The sequence below is a fragment of the Paenibacillus sonchi genome, from assembly GCF_016772475.1.
Taxonomy (GTDB): Bacteria; Bacillota; Bacilli; order Paenibacillales; family Paenibacillaceae; genus Paenibacillus_AQ; species Paenibacillus_AQ sonchi.
The window spans coordinates 2,393,062-2,410,239 of sequence record NZ_CP068595.1 but is presented as its reverse complement, the minus strand read 5'-3'; the positions used below and the strand labels follow the sequence as shown (position 1 = coordinate 2,410,239).

At 54.9% G+C, this 17,178-nt stretch carries 14 protein-coding genes, 3 pseudogenes and 1 riboswitch; of the genes and pseudogenes, 8 read left to right on the top strand and 9 right to left on the bottom strand.

Annotated elements, in window-relative coordinates; genetic code table 11:
* Positions 1-204: 204 nt before the first annotated feature.
* Positions 205-1,371, top strand: a complete 1,167-nt coding sequence (locus JI735_RS11115) for a hypothetical protein (protein ID WP_233476346.1) — start codon at positions 205-207, stop codon at positions 1,369-1,371.
* Positions 1,368-1,664 carry a hypothetical protein gene (locus JI735_RS35570; protein ID WP_233476345.1) on the top strand — a complete coding sequence of 99 codons (297 nt, stop codon included), beginning with the start codon at positions 1,368-1,370 and terminating at the stop codon, positions 1,662-1,664. Before JI735_RS11115 ends, JI735_RS35570 begins: the two co-directional genes overlap by 4 nt.
* A 482-nt stretch (positions 1,665-2,146) precedes the next feature.
* Here the strand turns inward: JI735_RS35570 and JI735_RS11110 are convergent, their stop codons facing one another.
* Both JI735_RS11110 and JI735_RS11105 read right to left on the bottom strand, forming a co-directional pair.
* Positions 2,147-3,832 (bottom strand): ATP-binding protein, encoded by a 1,686-nt coding sequence (locus JI735_RS11110; RefSeq protein ID WP_051052276.1) that lies wholly within the window; start codon positions 3,830-3,832, stop codon positions 2,147-2,149.
* 34 nt (positions 3,833-3,866) lie between these two features.
* Positions 3,867-4,931: a cobalamin B12-binding domain-containing protein gene (locus JI735_RS11105; protein WP_039838985.1), complete on the bottom strand. Its 1,065-nt coding sequence runs from the start codon at positions 4,929-4,931 to the stop codon at positions 3,867-3,869.
* Positions 4,932-5,113: 182 nt separating this feature from the next.
* A riboswitch (TPP riboswitch) is annotated at positions 5,114-5,225 on the top strand.
* Between the two features lie 121 nt (positions 5,226-5,346).
* On the opposite strand from JI735_RS11105, the gene JI735_RS37755 reads away from it, so the two are divergent.
* The 5 genes and pseudogenes from JI735_RS37755 to JI735_RS11085 all read left to right on the top strand — a co-directional run bounded on the left by JI735_RS37755 (position 5,347) and on the right by JI735_RS11085 (position 8,657).
* Complete coding sequence (locus tag JI735_RS37755; protein ID WP_411830093.1) at positions 5,347-5,517, top strand: hypothetical protein; 171 nt, start codon at positions 5,347-5,349, stop codon at positions 5,515-5,517.
* Positions 5,460-6,416 (top strand): annotated as a pseudogene (locus JI735_RS11100) (ABC transporter substrate-binding protein); the annotation flags it as partial. The gene JI735_RS37755 and the pseudogene JI735_RS11100, both read left to right, overlap by 58 nt.
* Positions 6,417-6,472: 56 nt before the next feature.
* Positions 6,473-6,766: a thiamine-binding protein gene (locus JI735_RS11095; RefSeq protein ID WP_039838992.1), complete on the top strand. Its 294-nt coding sequence runs from the start codon at positions 6,473-6,475 to the stop codon at positions 6,764-6,766.
* Positions 6,763-7,523: pseudogene (locus JI735_RS11090) on the top strand (ABC transporter permease). Before JI735_RS11095 ends, JI735_RS11090 begins: the two are co-directional and overlap by 4 nt.
* Before the next feature lie 330 nt (positions 7,524-7,853).
* On the top strand, positions 7,854-8,657 hold the full coding sequence (locus JI735_RS11085) for an ABC transporter ATP-binding protein (RefSeq protein WP_202677635.1): 804 nt from the start codon (positions 7,854-7,856) through the stop codon (positions 8,655-8,657).
* Positions 8,658-9,113: 456 nt separating this feature from the next.
* On the opposite strand, the gene JI735_RS11080 is transcribed toward JI735_RS11085, so the two are convergent.
* The 6 genes and pseudogenes from JI735_RS11080 to JI735_RS11055 form a co-directional block, all read right to left on the bottom strand.
* Complete coding sequence (locus JI735_RS11080) at positions 9,114-9,716, bottom strand: response regulator transcription factor (RefSeq protein WP_039839002.1); 603 nt, start codon at positions 9,714-9,716, stop codon at positions 9,114-9,116.
* 43 nt (positions 9,717-9,759) lie between these two features.
* Positions 9,760-10,809: a sensor histidine kinase gene (locus JI735_RS11075; RefSeq protein ID WP_325175600.1), complete on the bottom strand. Its 1,050-nt coding sequence runs from the start codon at positions 10,807-10,809 to the stop codon at positions 9,760-9,762.
* 60 nt (positions 10,810-10,869) lie between these two features.
* Positions 10,870-11,607, bottom strand: a complete 738-nt coding sequence (locus JI735_RS11070) for an ABC transporter permease (RefSeq protein ID WP_039839012.1) — start codon at positions 11,605-11,607, stop codon at positions 10,870-10,872.
* Positions 11,607-12,517: pseudogene (locus JI735_RS11065) on the bottom strand (ABC transporter ATP-binding protein). The gene JI735_RS11070 and the pseudogene JI735_RS11065 overlap by 1 nt, the downstream one beginning before the upstream one ends.
* 214 nt (positions 12,518-12,731) lie before the next feature.
* The gene (nfsA, locus tag JI735_RS11060) at positions 12,732-13,484 is read right to left on the bottom strand and encodes an oxygen-insensitive NADPH nitroreductase (protein ID WP_039839008.1); all 753 of its coding nucleotides are present in this window, start codon (positions 13,482-13,484) and stop codon (positions 12,732-12,734) included.
* 79 nt (positions 13,485-13,563) lie between these two features.
* A complete protein-coding gene (locus JI735_RS11055) occupies positions 13,564-14,907 on the bottom strand; it encodes an aminotransferase-like domain-containing protein (RefSeq protein ID WP_202677383.1) in 1,344 nt (447 codons plus the stop codon).
* Positions 14,908-15,113: 206 nt separating this feature from the next.
* Between JI735_RS11055 and JI735_RS11050 the strand changes: the two genes are divergently transcribed.
* The gene (locus tag JI735_RS11050) at positions 15,114-16,067 is read left to right on the top strand and encodes a DMT family transporter (RefSeq protein ID WP_039839016.1); all 954 of its coding nucleotides are present in this window, start codon (positions 15,114-15,116) and stop codon (positions 16,065-16,067) included.
* 173 nt (positions 16,068-16,240) lie between these two features.
* Here JI735_RS11050 and JI735_RS11045 read toward each other — a convergent pair whose 3' ends face one another.
* A complete protein-coding gene (locus JI735_RS11045; protein WP_202677382.1) occupies positions 16,241-17,089 on the bottom strand; it encodes a hypothetical protein in 849 nt (282 codons plus the stop codon).
* Positions 17,090-17,178: the final 89 nt, after the last annotated feature.

Below are 17,178 nucleotides of genomic sequence, written 5' to 3'. Positions count from 1 at the left end.
TGGATTTATGATAAACACGTTGCTTATAATAGTGTACCCGTACTGAGGGTATTGAATCCCGCGTCCAGCCATAAATCCATAACCGAAAGGAACCCCGGGACTTGGCCGCTTTTGCAGCTCCGCTGTTCCTGCTTAGCGTGGCAGCCTGGAAATTAGGGTAATATAGACCGTGTAATTATCCTGTGTATAAGGGTGGAACCGATAATGCCTGAACTTAACCCGGCAGAGGCCGAACCAACACTACATACCGCGCTGCTGCAGTTTATTTTCCCCTTCTCCCTGAAAGAGGGTGAGGACATGAATCTAATCCGGCAATTGGCGCAGGATGGCTTCACCCGGTTTTTTCTTAATAACAAAGAGCTGGAGGACGCTTATTACGGCGAAGGCTACTGCGTATCCCATGAAAAAATGGAGCGCAGCTACCTCCCGTTTGCCGCCCATGTGCTGTTCCCGCAGGAGAAGGACAGGGATTCCTTCCGCCGTTTTTCCCGGGTCAACGATCTGTCCTGCAGGCTGGATATGCCCGCGCAGTCCGTTCATTTTCAGGTCCTCTCTACAGATGTGTTCATCTGTCCTTTCGAGCTGGGCTTCCTGACCATCAGAATCCGTATAGAGGAAGAGGTTCTCCCCTTCAGTATTGCCCTGGAATTCGCTGACCGCTTCCGCACGCTGGAGGATGTCTCCTACCAGGACAAACAGACCACTATTCATTGCCATGACAGGTCCTTTAAGCAAGTAGAGGATTTTGTGTTCCGGCATCTGGCGCGCGGGCTGGAGCCTTTTCTGGACCCTTCGGAAATCAATGGGGCGTATTTCGAAACCCTGCCGTTTTTTGTGGATGAACGGATGCTGGTTCAAGCCTTTTACGGTTTTGACCGGCGGGAGGAAGCGGAGGGGATCAGCGAGGCGCTGCGTTACCGGGCTTCCCAGCTGGACGGCCTGACTCCGGAAGGCAAGCCCCTCATCAGCGCCAGTGATCCCGGTTATATTGAGGATTACTGCCGTGAGCATTCCTACAGCCGCTGGGGACCGGATACCTACTACATGACGAATGAGCAGACATTCTGCTGCCTGAGCCGGGCTGAACCCGGAATTGCCACCCAGCTTGTGAACCAGATGTATGGGGAATACTATTACGGGCTGCTGCTGAGTATTTTTCACAAAATAGTACTGCTGAAGCTGGCCAACATGCATTCCCGTCTGCGGATCAACCATGATTATGACGAGATTGAGAAGCTGATTTTTCTGATCAACAAGTTTTCGGCCAAATTTTATTTTCTGGAGCTGATTTCGCAGTCCCAGGGGAGGGAGATTTTTTTCAGCTCCGCAAGGTTTACGGCAATGACGCCCTGTTTGAAGAGGTCAAAATGACCCTGAATGACCTGTTTCAATATCAGGAGAAATTCCAGGCCAAACGCCGGGATACGCTGCTGATGATCCTGACGGTGTTCACGGTAGTCAGCGGTATTTATGGCATGAACCAGGTAATCGAAGACCTTAAGGGCAAGATTGAATGGAGCAAGATGCTGGAGTACTCTCCCTTTGAATATCTGGCGCTGTTCGTCGCCTTAACGGGCATTGCCGTCAGTATCGGCCTGAGCCTGAAGCAGCTGTGGAGCGGAATCCGCAGCCGCCGCAGAAAAAGATATCAGGGGCATGACTGACTGTCTAGAACAAAATCACCCTGGCGGGTGAATAGCTACACGGGGCTTATGGCCGCAGGGATTCCCAACCACTCCAAAATCAACGGGGCATGCTGAAGACGGATCGCCCTATTCCTTCACGATCGATCCGCAGCCGTTACGGACAGGAAAGCCGTTATTAATAGAAGATTCGTCTATTCCGCAGGACTACGGACAGAGATGCCTTTATTTGTCCCTTTCCCCTTCATTCCAGGCTCATTCGAACGAAATAACGACTCCTGAGTCCGTAACTGCTGAAAAAGTAAGGGTTTTGGCAAAATAAGGGCTCCTCTGTCCGCTTCAGTCCACGAATGGAGCCCAATCCTCCTGCATCGCTTGTATCCTCTGAGGCTTCCAAGATATCCACATTTCTTTACACTGTATAATTTCCTTTACAATTAAATAAGGGGAAGTCGCTTCCCCCAAAACATATAATTCTTATCTTTCAATAAAAGAGCCGCACACTACAGCAGGCTCTCCAGCTCCCGGCACGCTTCCGCATACGCAGGGGCAAGCTTCGGCAGCACCCGTGCAGCCGGTTCATATTCGCCCTCTCTGGCATGGCGCTCAACCGCCGCGCACAAATGGGCGAAGTACTTCGCTCCAATGCTCAGGCTGCCCGATTTCAGCCCGTGGGCCACGGCCCCCATCTCAGGAAGGTCCCTGGCAGCAAATGCTGTCTCCAGGGCCGCCAGCCGGAGCGGCGTGTCATTCTTGAACATCTCCACCAGCGCCTGAAGCAGCTGCGGCGCCTCTTCCCCGTCCATTTCCCGGATTCCGGAAATCGTATCCGCATCCAGCACCGGGATATAAGGCCCGGGGCTGAACCATCTGCCCAGAAGCTGCCTCAGCCGCTCCAGGTTCAACGGCTTAACCGCCCAGTCATCCAGACCCGCCTGGAAAAACTGTGCCCGGCTCTCCTCCGATCCATCCCCGGTCACCCCGATGATGGGAACTCTCGGCTTTGTCCCGGACGACTCCAGCTGCCGGATTCTGCGGACCGCTTCCCCTCCATTCATGCCGGGAAGCCTGCTGTCCATCAGAATAAGTCCGTACTCGCCCTGCTGCCAGGCTTCGATAGCCTCCTTGCCGCTGCTGACCAGCTGCACATTCGTAATGCCCAGCTTCTTCAACTGAAGCAGCAAAAGGGTGCTGTTCAGTCCGTTGTCTTCTGCAACCAGCACCGGCTGCGCGCTGAAGCGGGGCTCAGGCAATACCGCTTCGTCCGCGGGAGATGATTCCTTCAAACTTAGCGTTTTATCCAGGGCAACCTCAAACCGGAAGGTGGAGCCCCGGCCAGGGGCGCTGTCCACTGTAATCGTTCCGCCCATCAGCTCCACCAGGGACTTGCAGATAGACAAACCAAGCCCCGTGCCCTCCACTGCCATTGCCGGCTCGCTGCTGATCTGTGAATAGGGCCGGAACAGCGCAGCCTGATCCTTCAGTGAAATGCCGATGCCCTCATCCCTGACCGCGAAGCAGAGGTGCTGCCGGGCCGCATCCTCTTGAACCAGGCTCACAGTCACTTCCACTTCGCCGTTCTGTGTGAACTTCAGTCCATTTCCCACCAGATTGATGAGTACCTGAAGAATTTTCGATGAATCCCCGTTTAGGGTATGGTCTACACTGTCCGCAACCTGCCATTTCAGAACATTCCCGCGCTTCGCGGCAGCCGTAGAGAGCAGCCGGACCACGTGCTCAAGCAGGTCACGCAGGTTGAACGGTGTCTTCTCCAGCTCCATTCTGCTGGCTTCAATCTTCGAGATATCCAGCAGGTTGTTGATCATCTGCAGCAGGTATTGCGCGGATTCCCGGATGACTTCCAGATGAGCCCGCTGCCCGTCCGTCGCCCCCTCAGCCTCCAGAAGCTCAGTCATTCCCAGAATGCCGTTCATCGGCGTGCGGATTTCATGGCTAATTGTAGCCAGAAACAGGCTTTTCGCGCGGTTGGCCCGCTCCGCCTCCTCCTTCATCTCCTTAAGGCCGGCGCTCTTCTTCGCAAGCAGCCGGTGCATCGTAATTAATTCATTATTCATCGCGGAGAATTCTGCGAGGGTCTGTTCTTCCCTCTGCTGCCCCTGGATCAATTGATGCGAGAGCTGCTCAATTGTTTCCCTCAGTTTCCTGACTTCCTGCTCGTCGTCGGCCATTTCCATATCCCGCCTTTTGTAAGTTCTCTGGGTGCTAGTTTTGGGAAATCAGCTGTGACGCCACCTCCAGCGCCCCTTTGGCGTCCGGGGCATAGCCGTCGGCTCCAACCTTTTCCCATAATGTTCTGTCAATATTAAACGGCATTCCGCCGACTAGAATTTTTATGCGGTCCAGCCCGGCATGCGTGCGGATCGAGGCAATCAGACGCCGGACCTCCGACACATGATAAGTCATGGTAACCGAGACGGCCAGGAGATCGGCAGGCTGCTCTTTTAAATAGCGGATCAGTCCCTCAGCAGGCATATTGGAGCCCAGATAGCAGGTGTTCCAGCCCTCCATTTCGAAGAAATCAGCGAGCATCCGCAGCCCGATTTCATGCAGCTCCTCGCCCACACCGACCGCTACCAGCGTTTTGCCGCCTTTCTGTGCGGCCTGAATCCAACGCGGATAGAGCTGGGAGATGATGCTCTGGGTACAGGCTGTACAGTAGTGCTCCTGGGCTACAGTGATGCGGCCAAGCTGCCATAGGCGGCCGATCTCATACTGGCTGTTCTGGAAAAGATGCAGATAGAGGTCACGGATAGGCACACCGTCCTCATGCAGCCCCAGCACGAACTCCGAAGCCTTACGGCGCTCCCCGGCCAGAAGCAGCTTCAGGTACTCCTCTGCCTCGCGGTAATAGGGCTTTTCCGGCTGAAGAAAGGTAGGCAGGCTTTCCTCTCCGCGCGTATGGTGAAGCCCCATGTCAAGATAGCTTAAAATCAGCTCTTTTTCCGGCGTTTCCACCTGAGAGCTTATAGCCTCCTTCATCAGATCCAAATTAATCTGCAGATCCTCGGCCGTAATCTTATACTGGGCGAGCAGCACCTTCAGCCATATAATATAGTTTATAAATAAAAGCGGGCTATCCAGCGCCACACTTTGGGCCAGATACCGGAAATGATATAGAGAATCCTGTTTGGTTCTTGCTACTCCCGAAGGGCCGAATCTTTGCCGCAGCTCGGGCTGCCGCTCATACTGACGTAAAGTGACTTCTTCCGCCAACTGCTCTGCTAGCGCCTTCAGCCGTTCCCCGGCATTTTGCTGGTCAGCGAACATAGGGTCACTCCTTTTTCTGAAACGGAATTGTAGAGCCTTGTCCGTATTATAACATAAGGCCAGGTTACCCCGGCGGGCCTGGACGTTCTTGGCAGATTGCCGCCATTTTGGCAGGCGGCTACTGGACAACCCCGCAGGCGACAGCTATAATACACCGTAAGAACACAGCAATACCCATAACTTCATAGTACCAGGGGGGCTGGAATTGGCCGGCTGAGAGTGTATCCCGCGAAGATACTGACCCTTATACCTGATCTGGATAATGCCAGCGTAGGAATCATCACCCGCTATTCAGCCCAATTGGCCTAGGCGGTCACCTAACGCAACTGCAGGCGTCCCGATCTCCGGGGCGCTTTTTTTGGTATGGACATCATCAGAATTTGGAAGACTGGGGAGAGCTGGAAGGAGAGAAGAAATGGGAGTCAAAAAAACACTAATGCTCTGCATCAGCTGCATGCTGGTCATCGTAATGGCCGGCTGCGGCAGCAATAATGCAAATTCCGGGGGAATAGCACTGCTCCATCCGGAGACAGCACCGCCGCGCCTGAGGCTACCGCCTCAGCGACGGACGCTCCAAAAGAGCTGACCAAGATTAAGGTCGCTCTGGACTGGACGCCGAACACCAACCATACCGGCCTCTATGCAGCCAAGGAGCTGGGATATTATGAGGAGGAAGGCCTCGATGTAGAAATTGTGCAGCCCGGTGCAGCCGGAGCCGACACGATGGTCACCTCAGGCGAAGCCGCTTTTGGCATCAGTGCCCAGGAGGCGCTGACACTGGCCCGGCTGCAGGATGTGCCGCTCGTCTCGATTGCTGCCATCATCCAGCATAATACCTCGGGTTTTGCCGCTCCGAAGGACCGCAATATCAAGACGCCCAAAGACTTCGAAGGCAAAACCTACGGCGGCTGGGGCTCTCCCGCAGAAGAAGCGGCGATGAAAGCAATCATGGACCCTGAAGGCGGCGATGTCAAAAAGGTAAAGCTGGTCAATATCGGAGAAGCCGATTTCTTCACCGCCGTGAAACGCGACATCGATTTTGCGTGGATTTTCTACGCATGGACCGGCATCGAAGCCGAACTGCGCGGGGAGCCGGTTGACATGCTGTATTTGAAGGATTACGCGCCGCAGCTGGATTACTACACACCGGTTCTGACCACCAGCGAAAAGGAAATTGCCGAGCATCCGGAACTGGTGAAGGCTTTCCTTGCGGCTACAACCAAAGGCTATCAATATGCAATCGACAAGCCGGAAGAAGCTGCCGCTCTCCTCTCCAAGGCTGTACCGGACCTCGATCCCAAGCTGGTCCTCGCCAGCCAGAAATGGCTGAGCCCGAAATATAAAGACGATGCCGCCCGCTGGGGAGAGCAAAAAGCAGAGGTCTGGAAGAATTACGCCGACTGGATGTACGGCCTGAAGCTGCTGGACAAACCGCTGGATGCCGCTTCAGCGTTCACCAATGATTATTTGCCGCAAGGCCAGTAATTGTACTGTGCAAATCCTACAAACTACAATACCAAACCTGAAAGGATCTGATTGACATGGCCAATACCCTGCTCAGCATTCAAGTCATCCCTAAAACTCCGAACAACGAGGATTCCATTCCTTATGTAGATAAGGCCATTGAGGTGATTCAGCAATCCGGTGTCAAACACCAGGTCAACCCGCTCGAAACCACGATGGAAGGTGAACTGAGCGAACTGCTCGAAGTGGTGCGCCACATGCATGAGGCACTGATCGCATCCGGCAGCCCCAGCGTCATCTCACAGATCAAGATCGCCCATAACCCGAACGGAATCAGCATGGACAAGCTGACGGAAAAATACCGGCCGTGAGATCGTACTGGAACCAAATCTGGCCGCCCCTTGTGGCGGTCATCTTTTTCTGGGAGCCTGGCAATTGGCGGTTTCCGTGTTCCATGTGCCTTCCTGGATGCTGCCAAGCCCCGGCGATATCGCCCGTGAATCCCGGGGCAACGCCTCTGGCATTTGGGCGCATACGGCTGCCACGCTGCGGCTGACCCTGATCGGCTTTCCTGTCGGCACAGGAGTGGGCCTGATTGTGGCTCTGGTGCTGCATTTAGTGCCCTGGCTGAAAAGAGCGCTGTACCCGCTGCTGATTCTCAGCCAGAATGTGCCATCGATTGCCCTCGGGCCGCTGCTGATCATCTGGTTCGGGTTCGGGCTGCTGCCCAAAATCGTACTCATCACACTTGTCTGCTTCTTCCCGGTTGCCGTCGCCGCCATGGGCGGGCTGGCCCAAAGCGACCGGATCATGATGAATTATATGAAAATGGCCGGGGCCAACCAATGGCAGATCTTCACTAAGCTGGAGCTGCCCGGCTCCCTGCCCTCCCTGTTTTCGGGCCTGAAAATCTCCGCGACCTACGCGGTCATGGGCGCGGTGGTCGCGGAGTGGATCGGCGCGGACAAGGGCATCGGCTACTACATGCTGCTGCAGAAGGCCTCCTACCGCACAGACCGGATGTTCGTCGCCATTGTAATTATTGTGCTTCTTAGTCTGGTGCTGTTCGCCCTGATCGCACTGCTGGAAAAGTGGCTGGTCCGCTGGAAGCCGCGCAAGGCCTCTTGATACAGGCTGAACATTACGTTACAGATGCTAAAGATTGAACGATTTAGGCTCTCTGGAAAGGGGTGGATAATCATGACTCGTACTACGGATGCCAGGCGCGAAGGAGCAACCAGCTCAGGTGCTGACGGCAGTCCAGAATGGAACGCCGGGGAACGGATCTCATCCGGGCAATTGGCCGGTGCTGGCGGGGGTCAGGCTGAGGGGGAGCAGGCTGGTGCTGCTCAGGAAGCCGGACCCGGCGGCGGCCGGACTGAGGGGACGGCTGGTGCTGCTTGGAAGGCCGGACCCGGTGGCGGCCAGACTGAGGCAGAGCAGGCTGGAGCGGCCCGCATGGCCGAAGCACCGCCCGCGCTGGAAGTGAACGGCGTAACCAAAGCTTTCTTCCACCGCCGCCGTGAAACCCTGGTGCTGGACCAGGTCTCGCTCAAGGTGGAGCCGCAGGAATTCGTCTCCATCGTCGGCCCCTCCGGCTGCGGCAAAAGTACCCTGTTCCACATTATCGGCGGCCTGGAGCAGCCCGATGCCGGAACCATAAGCATGAACGGCAAGCCGGTCACCGGACAGCGGGGCGAAATCAGCTATATGCCCCAGCAGCCCGCGCTGTTCCCGTGGCGGACCATCGAAGACAACGTCCTGCTCGCGGGTGAGCTGAAGGGCGAGCCGCGGGCTGAAGCGCGGGCCGCCGCCCGCCATTGGCTGGACAAGGTCGGCCTTGGCGGGTTCGAACGCGCCTACCCGCATATGCTGTCTGGCGGCATGCAGCAGCGGGCTGCTTTTCTGCGGGCGCTGCTGGCGCCGCAGGAACTGATGCTGCTGGACGAGCCGTTCAGCGCGCTGGATGCGCTGACGCGCAGCGAAATGCAGCGCTGGCTGCTGGAGCTGTGGGAGGAGAACCGCCGCTCCGTGCTGTTCATTACCCATAATATCGAGGAGGCGCTGCTCCTCTCCAGCCGCATCTACGTCTTTTCCGGACGTCCCGGCTCCGTCCTGCATACCGTCGGGGTTCCCTTCCCGCGTCCGCGCCGCGAGGAAATTACGGAATCCCCCGAATTCCTGCAGCTGAAACGCCAGTTATCCCAATGGATGCGCGAGGAGCAGGCCAAGGTTGCCAAGGCTGTCAAGACTGCCAAGTAAGACTGCGCCATTGCAGGCGGTAGCTCCCGCAGTTTGAAATTGGGCTGCTAGGCACAGCTGCAATAAACAGGCCCGGTTGCCCTTTATATAGGGTAGCCGGGCCTGTTTTTCTATACTTTGTCAGCATTTAGTGGGAAAAAGTATACTTAAATCTGCGCATAACAAGCATAGTTGATCATTAGTGGGAATTAGTATAACTAATTTGGCTCCCGAAGCCCATTCGATGGTCAATAGCCTGAATTAGGTGGAGAAAATCCCACTAAATCCTAAAAACACGCAAATTCCAGCTATTTAAGTGTACAAATTCCAACTAACTTCTCCCACATTCACTTTTCTCCTACTCCCCCGCCGATTTTGAGCCTCCACACTTCCCGACTTTGTGACTCCCAGCTTTACTTGCCTTCCAAGTTCCACACTCCGACTTTCTGACTCCCGGGTTTCCCATTTCTCACACTTCTAGATCCAGCCCTTCTCCTCCGCCAACCGCACGGCTTCAATGCGGCTCTTCACTTCCAGCTTGTTCAGAATCTCGGATATGTAGTTGCGGACCGTACCATAGGAGAGGTGCAGCACAGCTGCGATCTCCCCGGCGCTCTGGCCGCTGCCGGCCAGCTTCAGGATCTCCCGCTCCCGGTCAGACAACGGGTTTTCTTCCCGCAGGCTGCCGAAGACAAGCTCGGGAGACACCTCCCGGTGGCCGTCCATCACCCGGCGGATCGCATCCGCCAGCTTGTCTACCGGCTCGTCCTTCAGCAAATACCCTTGAATCCCGGCCTTCACACCGCGCTCCAAATAGCCCGGACGGGCAAAGGTGGTCAATATAATGACTTTGGTGGCGGAGCCTTTAGCCTTCAAGGTTTCCGCTACCTCCAGCCCGCTTTTATAAGGCATTTCGATGTCCATCAGGCATACATCCGGCTGAAGCCGCTCAATGACAGCCAGCGCCTCCGAGCCGTCTCCGGCTTCTCCTGCCACTTCAATATCATCCTCCAGATCCAGCAGCGAAGCCATCGCCCCGCGCAGCAGGCGCTGATCCTCGGCAATCACGACGCGTATCATGCGGTCACCCCATCCTTTCTTTCCTTGACTACTCTCGGGATGGCTACAGCCAAGACTGTCCCCCCTTTTCGCCTGAACTCAGCTTCAAAGAGCCGTCAATCAATGACAGCCGCTCTGCCATCCCTTTCATTCCGTTGCCTTCGCTCCGGCCATGGCCTTCCTGCTCCTGCGGATGCAGTCCAACCCCGTTGTCCTCAATGGAAATCTGCACTTCTCCCTCTGTCAACGCAAGGGCAATGCGGCACCGGTCCGCTCCACTATGCTTCACAATATTGGTCACAGCCTCCTTGATGCAGAGACTTAGAATATTCTGAGTGAGGTCTGATACACCCTCCAGTGCAGCATCCCCCTCAATCTCCATGGCTATGTCGGCTGTACGCAGCATCTCCCCCACTTCCGCCAGCTCTTCAGCTACGGATACGGCCCGCATCTCCGACACCAGCTCACGGACCTGGCGCAGCGCCGCGCGTGAAATCCGCTGGATCTCCCTGGCCTCGGCCTGCGTGCGTCCGGCATCCTTGGCGGCCAGCTTTTCCACCAGCTGGCTCTTGAGGGTGATCAGCGACAACGTGTGCCCCAGCGTATCATGCAGGTCCCGGGCAATCCGCATCCGCTCCTCACGTTTAACCAGCTCCTTGATGACCTCATTGGCCTGGTCAAGCTCTTTTTCCAGCATTCTCTTGCGCTGCAGTGAGCGTATGCCGAACGGGGAGATCAGCATAATAATCATGAACGGGTACAGGAACAGCAGATCTTCCAGAGCCATTCCCCAGGTAGCCGTAATCAGCAGGACAAGCACCAAGGCCGCAAAAACAGCATAAGCCATTTTAAAATGCTTCTCTCCTGTGTACCAGCCGATGAAATTCGCGGTAAAGAAGCCCATAAACAGGTCATAAGGCGTATAGGCTGCACTTAGAATTACAATAATCAGCATCTGCACAGCCAGCCACAGCGTAAAAGCTCTGCCGGTGGCCCAATACAGCTGCCGGTAGGTCACGGCGAACAGGGCCAGCACCGCTGCGCCAAGCACCAGCTTGATTCCATGCTCCTCTTGCAGATTGATGACCGGGAACAATAAATATATGAGCCACATATAAGGGAAAAAGCCGAATCTTTGCGGAAACAACCGGAACTGCCTGCGCGCCATAGTAGATTACACCGCTTCCTGTTTTTTTCGGATATAGACCGATAGTAACATAAAGACAGCCAAGTATCCGAGTAAAATCAGGATATTGCTCCATTGCGGATAACCCCCGCCAACAATTTTCCAAGCCCCCTCACCGTAATTATAGGAAGGCAGCCAATGGCCGATCTGCTGCATCACCTTTGGCAGAATCTCAAGCGGCATCCACATGCCTCCGGCAACCGCCAGCCCCATATAGAGCACGTTGCTGACACCGCTCGCCGTATCGACCCGTTTCATGAAGCCCACCAATGTGCCAAGCGCGAGAAAAGGCAGAGAGCCCGCCAGAATCCACAATCCGCTCAGCACCCATTGTCCAGGGGTCAGCGCTACACCGTTAATCAGATATCCCGCCACAAAAATGCAGAGCACCGAAAATAGGTGCATAAGGGTCTGGCCGAACATTTTACCGGCAAAATAGACGGAAGACGGCAGCGGGGTAATGCGGATAAATGTGTTCCAGCCCTGTGTCCGCTCCTGGACCAGCCGGATGCCCAGCGTCATTATAGCGGACCCCATTACACTGAAGGCAGCCATGGACATGAGGTAGTGCTCCTGCCACTCTGATACATCATCCGCCCCTGTATTCACTACTCTGGTGAAGATGAAATAGAACAGGATCGGCATCAATAAAGACCAGAATACATAATAGGGATTGCGGAATATCCGCAGCATCTCCGCTTTACACTGCATGGCAATAAGTCTCATCATTTCATATCCTCCTCGTGGTTGCGGGTCAATTGTTCGAACGCCTCATCCAAGCTTCCCTGGTGGATGCGCACATTTTTCACGGCAAGTCCGCCTGTAAAAATCGCCCGGAGCGCCTCGTCCGTATTATCTGTTCCCACATGGATACGGCCGTCCTTGTCATAGCAGTCTATAACGGGCGCCAGCTCAAGCAGCTGTCCGCGCAGCGTCGCCGCATCTCCGTCCGGCAGGAAGGACAGCGACTGCTTAACCATTCTTGCTTTGATCTCTTCCGGGCTGCCATCCGCTACAAGCGACCCCTGGCTGAACAACAGAATCCGGTCGGCAATCTCCTCAGCCTCCTGCAGATAATGGGTGGTGAACAATATGGTTGTTCCCCCGCAGCCAGCTCCCGCACCGTGTCCCAGAAGTGCCGCCGGGCCGTGGTATCCAGGCCGACCGTCGGTTCGTCCAGGAACAGCAGCTGCGGATTTCCCGCCAGCGCCAGCGCAAAGGCCAGGCTGCGCTTCTGGCCGCCCGAGAGCTTCTCGGCGTAGCGGTTCAGATCAGCCGGAGCGAGCCCTGTCGCCCTGACCAGAAATTCCATATCCATCGGCTGCGGGTAGTAACTGCGGATCAGAGCAATGATCTCGCGGACCTTCAGCCGGTCCATTACGCTCACCTCCTGCAGCATGGCCCCGCTGCGCTCCCGTACCTTCACATCCTTTGGAGAAAGTCCGAATACCTTCACCGTGCCTTCCGTGGGCGCAAGCAGCCCCAGCAGCATCGACAGCATGGTTGTCTTGCCGGCGCCGTTTGGCCCGAGTACTGCTGTAATGGAACCTTTGCCGATGGTGAAGCTGATGCCGTCGACCGCCTTTTTATCATTAAAGATCTTGCTGACCCTGTTCATTTCAATCACATGGCTCATGTCTGATTCCTCCGTCACCGTATGTTTTTGCTGTACTTCCATGGTATTAAAGAACGGAAGATGACATCAGTATGGACTGTCATTTTTTTCGGGTGACAACTGTCACCTGAATTTCATTTCCGGACTTTTGCAACCGCGATTCCCTTAAAAGCGCATCAAAAAAAGCCTTCCTGCCGGCGCCCAGCGCTGACAGAAAGGCTTACACCATCCGGCCTTATTTCTGCATAAATCCCTTTTGCAGCAAAAACTCCTTCATCTGCAGGCGTGAAGGCTGGGCAAGACGCCCCGCCATCATCTCGGACCAAGGTGTATCCTTCTGCCCCCTGGTCCGCTCCCGCATGTAATCCCGGGTGACCTCATCATAGACCTTAACCTGCTCTACAGAGGCCTCCGCCTGATAGCCGTTATGATGCAGCACCGCCTGAAGCGGAAGACGCGGGCGGATGCCGTTCACTCCGGCGGGATAACCCAGGCACATGCCGAAAACCGGATAGACCAGCTCAGGCAGGCCCAGCAGCTCCGACAGCTCTGCGATATTATTGCGCACCCCGCCAATATACACGATGCCAAGGCCCAGCGATTCCGCCGCAACCGCCGCATTCTGCGCAGCAAGCGCCACATCGACGGTAGCCACGATCAGATTTTCTGTGGACCCCTCATAGGAAGCAGCCCCCTGCAGGTGCGGGCCGCTGATCTCCCGCAGCCGGTACAGATCGGCACACCAAACCAGGAACACCGGGCACTGTTCAATATAGGCCTGATTCCCGGACAGCTTAGACAGCTGCGCTTTCAGATCCGGCTCCGTCACGGCAATAACCGTGTAGGCCTGGACATTGCTTGAAGTGGACGCCATCTGGCCTGCCCCGATAATAGCTGCCAGCTGCTCATCACTCACGGGCTTGTCCTGAAACTGGCGGACGGAGGTGTGGCGGTTCAACAGCTCAAGGGTTTCGTTATTCGGTTTCACAATAGGTTCGCCTCTCTTTTGTCAGTTATAGGCATATTATGAACATAAATGAGTGTTCAGACAACAGGGACAGCCCGCTCTACCACCCGCTCCCCCGTGCCGTCTCCTGGACAATGGCCCTGACACCTTCATCAATCTGATCCAGCCGGGTGCGGGAAATGCTGATGCGCAGGAACTTTTCCCGGTTCCGGTAACCGGATAGATAGAATCCATTGCCGGACACGGCGCTGATTCCCCGCTCCGCCAGCCGCTTGACCAGCCGTTCCAAATTCACGGTTACCGGCAGCTTGAATTGCAGATACACGCCCGAGCTGGACGCTGACACCTCAATCAGGCCTTCCGAATTGTGGCGCGCAAGTGCCTCATATACCGCTTGGATTCTTTCTGCGTACATAGCTTTTATTTTGTGCCTATGGTGCCCGTACATGCCATTCTTAATGTACACCTCAAGCGCTGCCTGGGATAACAACGAGGTGTCCGTATATCCTTTATAGGCCCGGAAGGCCTCCAGCAGCGGTTCCGGCACCACAGCCGCACCCAGCCGGAGACCCGGAAAAATGATTTTGGAGAAGCTTTTCAGATAAACGGTATGTGAGGTCTGGTCATACGCAAATATAGGATCAAAACGCTGCTCGGCACCCAGATCGGCCATGTAATCATCCTCCACGATGTACACATCGTATTTGCCGGCTAGTCTGGCAATGGCTTTCCGCTCCTCTGTGCTGTAAGACGTTCCAAGCGGGTTATGATATCTGGGCATGGTATAGAAAAATTTAAACCTGCCGCTTGCGAATTGCGCCTCCAGCTCCCGCAGGTCAATGCCGGCTGCCGAACGGGCGATCCCGCTCACGGGCAGTCCCTCCGCCTCCAGATACCGGAGATAAATATCATAGCCCGGCTGTTCAACCAGGATCTCCGTCCGGCCGTTCGGAAACGGCATTCTCGCCAAAATCTCCAGTGCCTGCTGGATACCCGAAGTGATGATGATCCGCTCCACCTTGGCAAAAACCTGATACTCCGCCAGATGCGACACCAGCGTATGCCGCAGCGTATCCAGTCCCAGCGCATCACCATAGGTGAACAGGTGGTACTTGTACCGGTCAATCGCTTTGTTAAGGCAATGCTGGAAGTCCAAATACGGAAATACATTCAAATCCGGTGAAGCCGAGGCAAAATCAACTATTCCGCTGCCCCCGCCAGGTCCCGGCTCTTCTGACTGTTCCACCATGTAATAGCCGCTCTGCGGAATCGTATAAATCGCGTGTGTTCTCTCCAGCTCCCCATAAGCCCGCAAAACGGTGCTGACACTGCAGCCGTAGAATTCTGCGGCACTGCGCACGGAAGGCAGCTTTTGCCCCGGGCTGTACTGTCCTCCCTTGATCCGCTTCTCCATATCGGATAGGACCTCAAGATACTTCTTCACGGCACGCCTCCCCTCGCCTTCCTCACAGGATTTGCTGTATATATTATCATTGTTCTTGTTCAACCATTATACAGGAATCAGCAAACTGTACCGGTACAGTAACGGAAAACTGGTATTGTTGGGCTGCGGATTTCCCTTTAATTTTAAAATAACAGATAAGACGTTTATACGATCCTGTCATGTTCACACAAAGGGGAGATGCACCTATGCAGAAACAAGGGCTTAAAGTAGCTTATATCTTTGCCGTACTCAATGCGGTTATTATCGGATTCTCATTTTTGTTCACCAAAGTGGCGCTTGGCCATGCCGGGCCGCTTGATACGCTAACCTACCGCTTCGCCGCCTCGTTTGCGGTGATGTCGGTCCCGGTCGCCTTCGGCTGGGTCAAAGTCTCCTACCGGGGCAAGCCCATTGGCCGGGCGCTGCTGCTGGCAGCAATGTACCCGCTCGGATTCTTCACCCTTCAGGTCTTCGGACTCCAGCACGCCACCTCTGCCGAGGGAGGGATTCTTTATTCGTTTACTCCGGTCGTGACGATGATCATCGCCTCTGTATTCTTGAAGGAGACAACGACCCTGCTGCAAAAGCTATGTATTTTCCTGTCAGTATTTGGCGTTGTGTTTATCTTTGTGATGAAAGGGAGCAGCATCCAGCTGTCCAATATGACCGGGATCGTGCTGTTGTTCCTGACTTGTCTGGCTTTTGCCGGGTACAGCGTGCTGGCCCGTTCGCTCTCCAGGCACTTCAGCCCCGCTGAGCTTAGCTACCTGTTGATGGGGATTGGCTTCGCCACATTCCTGATCCTTTCGCTCACCGGACATGCGGCCAGCGGAACTCTCGGCGATTTTCTAAGCCCGCTCAAGAGCGGCACCTTTATCCTGTCTGCCGTATACCTCGGGGTCATAGCATCCCTGGTCACCACCCTGACCTCAACCTATATTTTGTCCAAAATCGAAGCTTCCCTCATGAGTGTGTTCAGCAATCTTTCGACCATCGTCTCCATTGCAGCCGGAGCGATCTTCCTCGGTGAAGAGATCACAGTGTATCACTGGTTCGGATCATTCCTGATTATAGCAGGGGTAATCGGCACGAACCGACTGGGCCGGAAAAAGGCAGAAGCCAGACCCGGCGGTGACCGGTCGGTGCCTGTAAGCAGGTGAGGAGCTGCTTCAATCATGGAGTATATACGCTCATGCAGAGCAGAAAAGCCTAAGTCCTGAAACTGCCGGACAGAGGAAGGCCTGTTCTACAGCTCAAGAATCGTTGGTATCCAAAAAAGAGTTGTCCCGCATCCTTCCCGGCTGCAGAACAACTCTTTTTCGATAATTGCGGGTTACGATTGCCCGGTGATGATCTGCTCCGCGAGTGATACCAGAGCTTCCTTCGTAAACTTCCCTCCGAAGACGGAAATTATATAACTAATATTGGTACTGGAGTCTATCCATTCCAGGCGTTGTTCACCCTGACTGTTGTTGACCACCGTAGAGTTAGCTGTCTTATACTTTAGCGCATCCCCAGTCTTGTAGGTCAGCTCCTGCCCCTCCACCGACAGCTTCTCCGGCTCGGCCAGGGATGGGGCATATTCTATACTGGGGTCCGGTGTCCCGGCAGGCGCGGCAATCATGGACAGAAATGCTCCGGCTTGCTGAGAGCCCGGACTTCCCTGGTAAGTCAGAGTGACACTCCAGCGTTTGTCGGTCATTTTTTTAACAAATACCGTTTTGCCGGAAGCTTTGCCCTCCTCTACAATCTGCTTGCTCAGCTTCTGTCCTTCAATTGACCAGGTCTGCGGTGTATACACACCCAGATATGCAGTTTGGAATTGAAAGTCGTCAGGCGCTTGCTCCAGTTGCAGGAAAGGGGTCTTGAGGACTTGCGCCTTCTGTACATATTCCTGGTAATTTTTAAAAGGCAGGCCGTACGTGAATGCCCGATAAGAAAATCCGCCAGGATTATACTTTTTATCGTTCACATACACATAATATATTTCTTCGGGATTCTTCTTCTGAAGCTGAATCGCATCAACCTGGGCCTGGATCTTCTTCGTGGTCTGCTGTGTGCTGGCCGCAGCCGCGGATTTCGTTGAGGACTTGCTGCCGGATGCCGCACTGGCAGAACCGTAAGCAGAACCGAGCAGCAGCCCTAGGCTGGCCAAAGCAATAGCTGACTTTTGAAATCTCATCGTATATTCTCTCCTTCAGGGCGTGAGGCCCGTTCTAAAATAGGATAACGAGTTGTTTCTCGGCCGAGAGATACCTCTTTAGTACCCGT

Excerpts from the sequence above, each read along its gene's own strand:
- JI735_RS11115 (WP_233476346.1), top strand. The coding sequence starts at position 205 with ATGCCTGAACTTAACCCGGCAGAGGCCGAACCAACACTACATACCGCG.
- JI735_RS35570 (WP_233476345.1), top strand. The coding sequence starts at position 1,368 with ATGACCCTGAATGACCTGTTTCAATATCAGGAGAAATTCCAGGCCAAA.
- JI735_RS11110 (WP_051052276.1), bottom strand. The coding sequence starts at position 3,832 with ATGGCCGACGACGAGCAGGAAGTCAGGAAACTGAGGGAAACAATTGAG.
- JI735_RS11105 (WP_039838985.1), bottom strand. The coding sequence starts at position 4,931 with ATGTTCGCTGACCAGCAAAATGCCGGGGAACGGCTGAAGGCGCTAGCA.
- JI735_RS37755 (WP_411830093.1), top strand. The coding sequence starts at position 5,347 with ATGGGAGTCAAAAAAACACTAATGCTCTGCATCAGCTGCATGCTGGTC.
- JI735_RS11095 (WP_039838992.1), top strand. The coding sequence starts at position 6,473 with ATGGCCAATACCCTGCTCAGCATTCAAGTCATCCCTAAAACTCCGAAC.
- JI735_RS11085 (WP_202677635.1), top strand. The coding sequence starts at position 7,854 with ATGGCCGAAGCACCGCCCGCGCTGGAAGTGAACGGCGTAACCAAAGCT.
- JI735_RS11080 (WP_039839002.1), bottom strand. The coding sequence starts at position 9,716 with ATGATACGCGTCGTGATTGCCGAGGATCAGCGCCTGCTGCGCGGGGCG.
- JI735_RS11075 (WP_325175600.1), bottom strand. The coding sequence starts at position 10,809 with ATGTGGCTCATATATTTATTGTTCCCGGTCATCAATCTGCAAGAGGAG.
- JI735_RS11070 (WP_039839012.1), bottom strand. The coding sequence starts at position 11,607 with ATGAGACTTATTGCCATGCAGTGTAAAGCGGAGATGCTGCGGATATTC.
- JI735_RS11050 (WP_039839016.1), top strand. The coding sequence starts at position 15,114 with ATGCAGAAACAAGGGCTTAAAGTAGCTTATATCTTTGCCGTACTCAAT.
- JI735_RS11045 (WP_202677382.1), bottom strand. The coding sequence starts at position 17,089 with ATGAGATTTCAAAAGTCAGCTATTGCTTTGGCCAGCCTAGGGCTGCTG.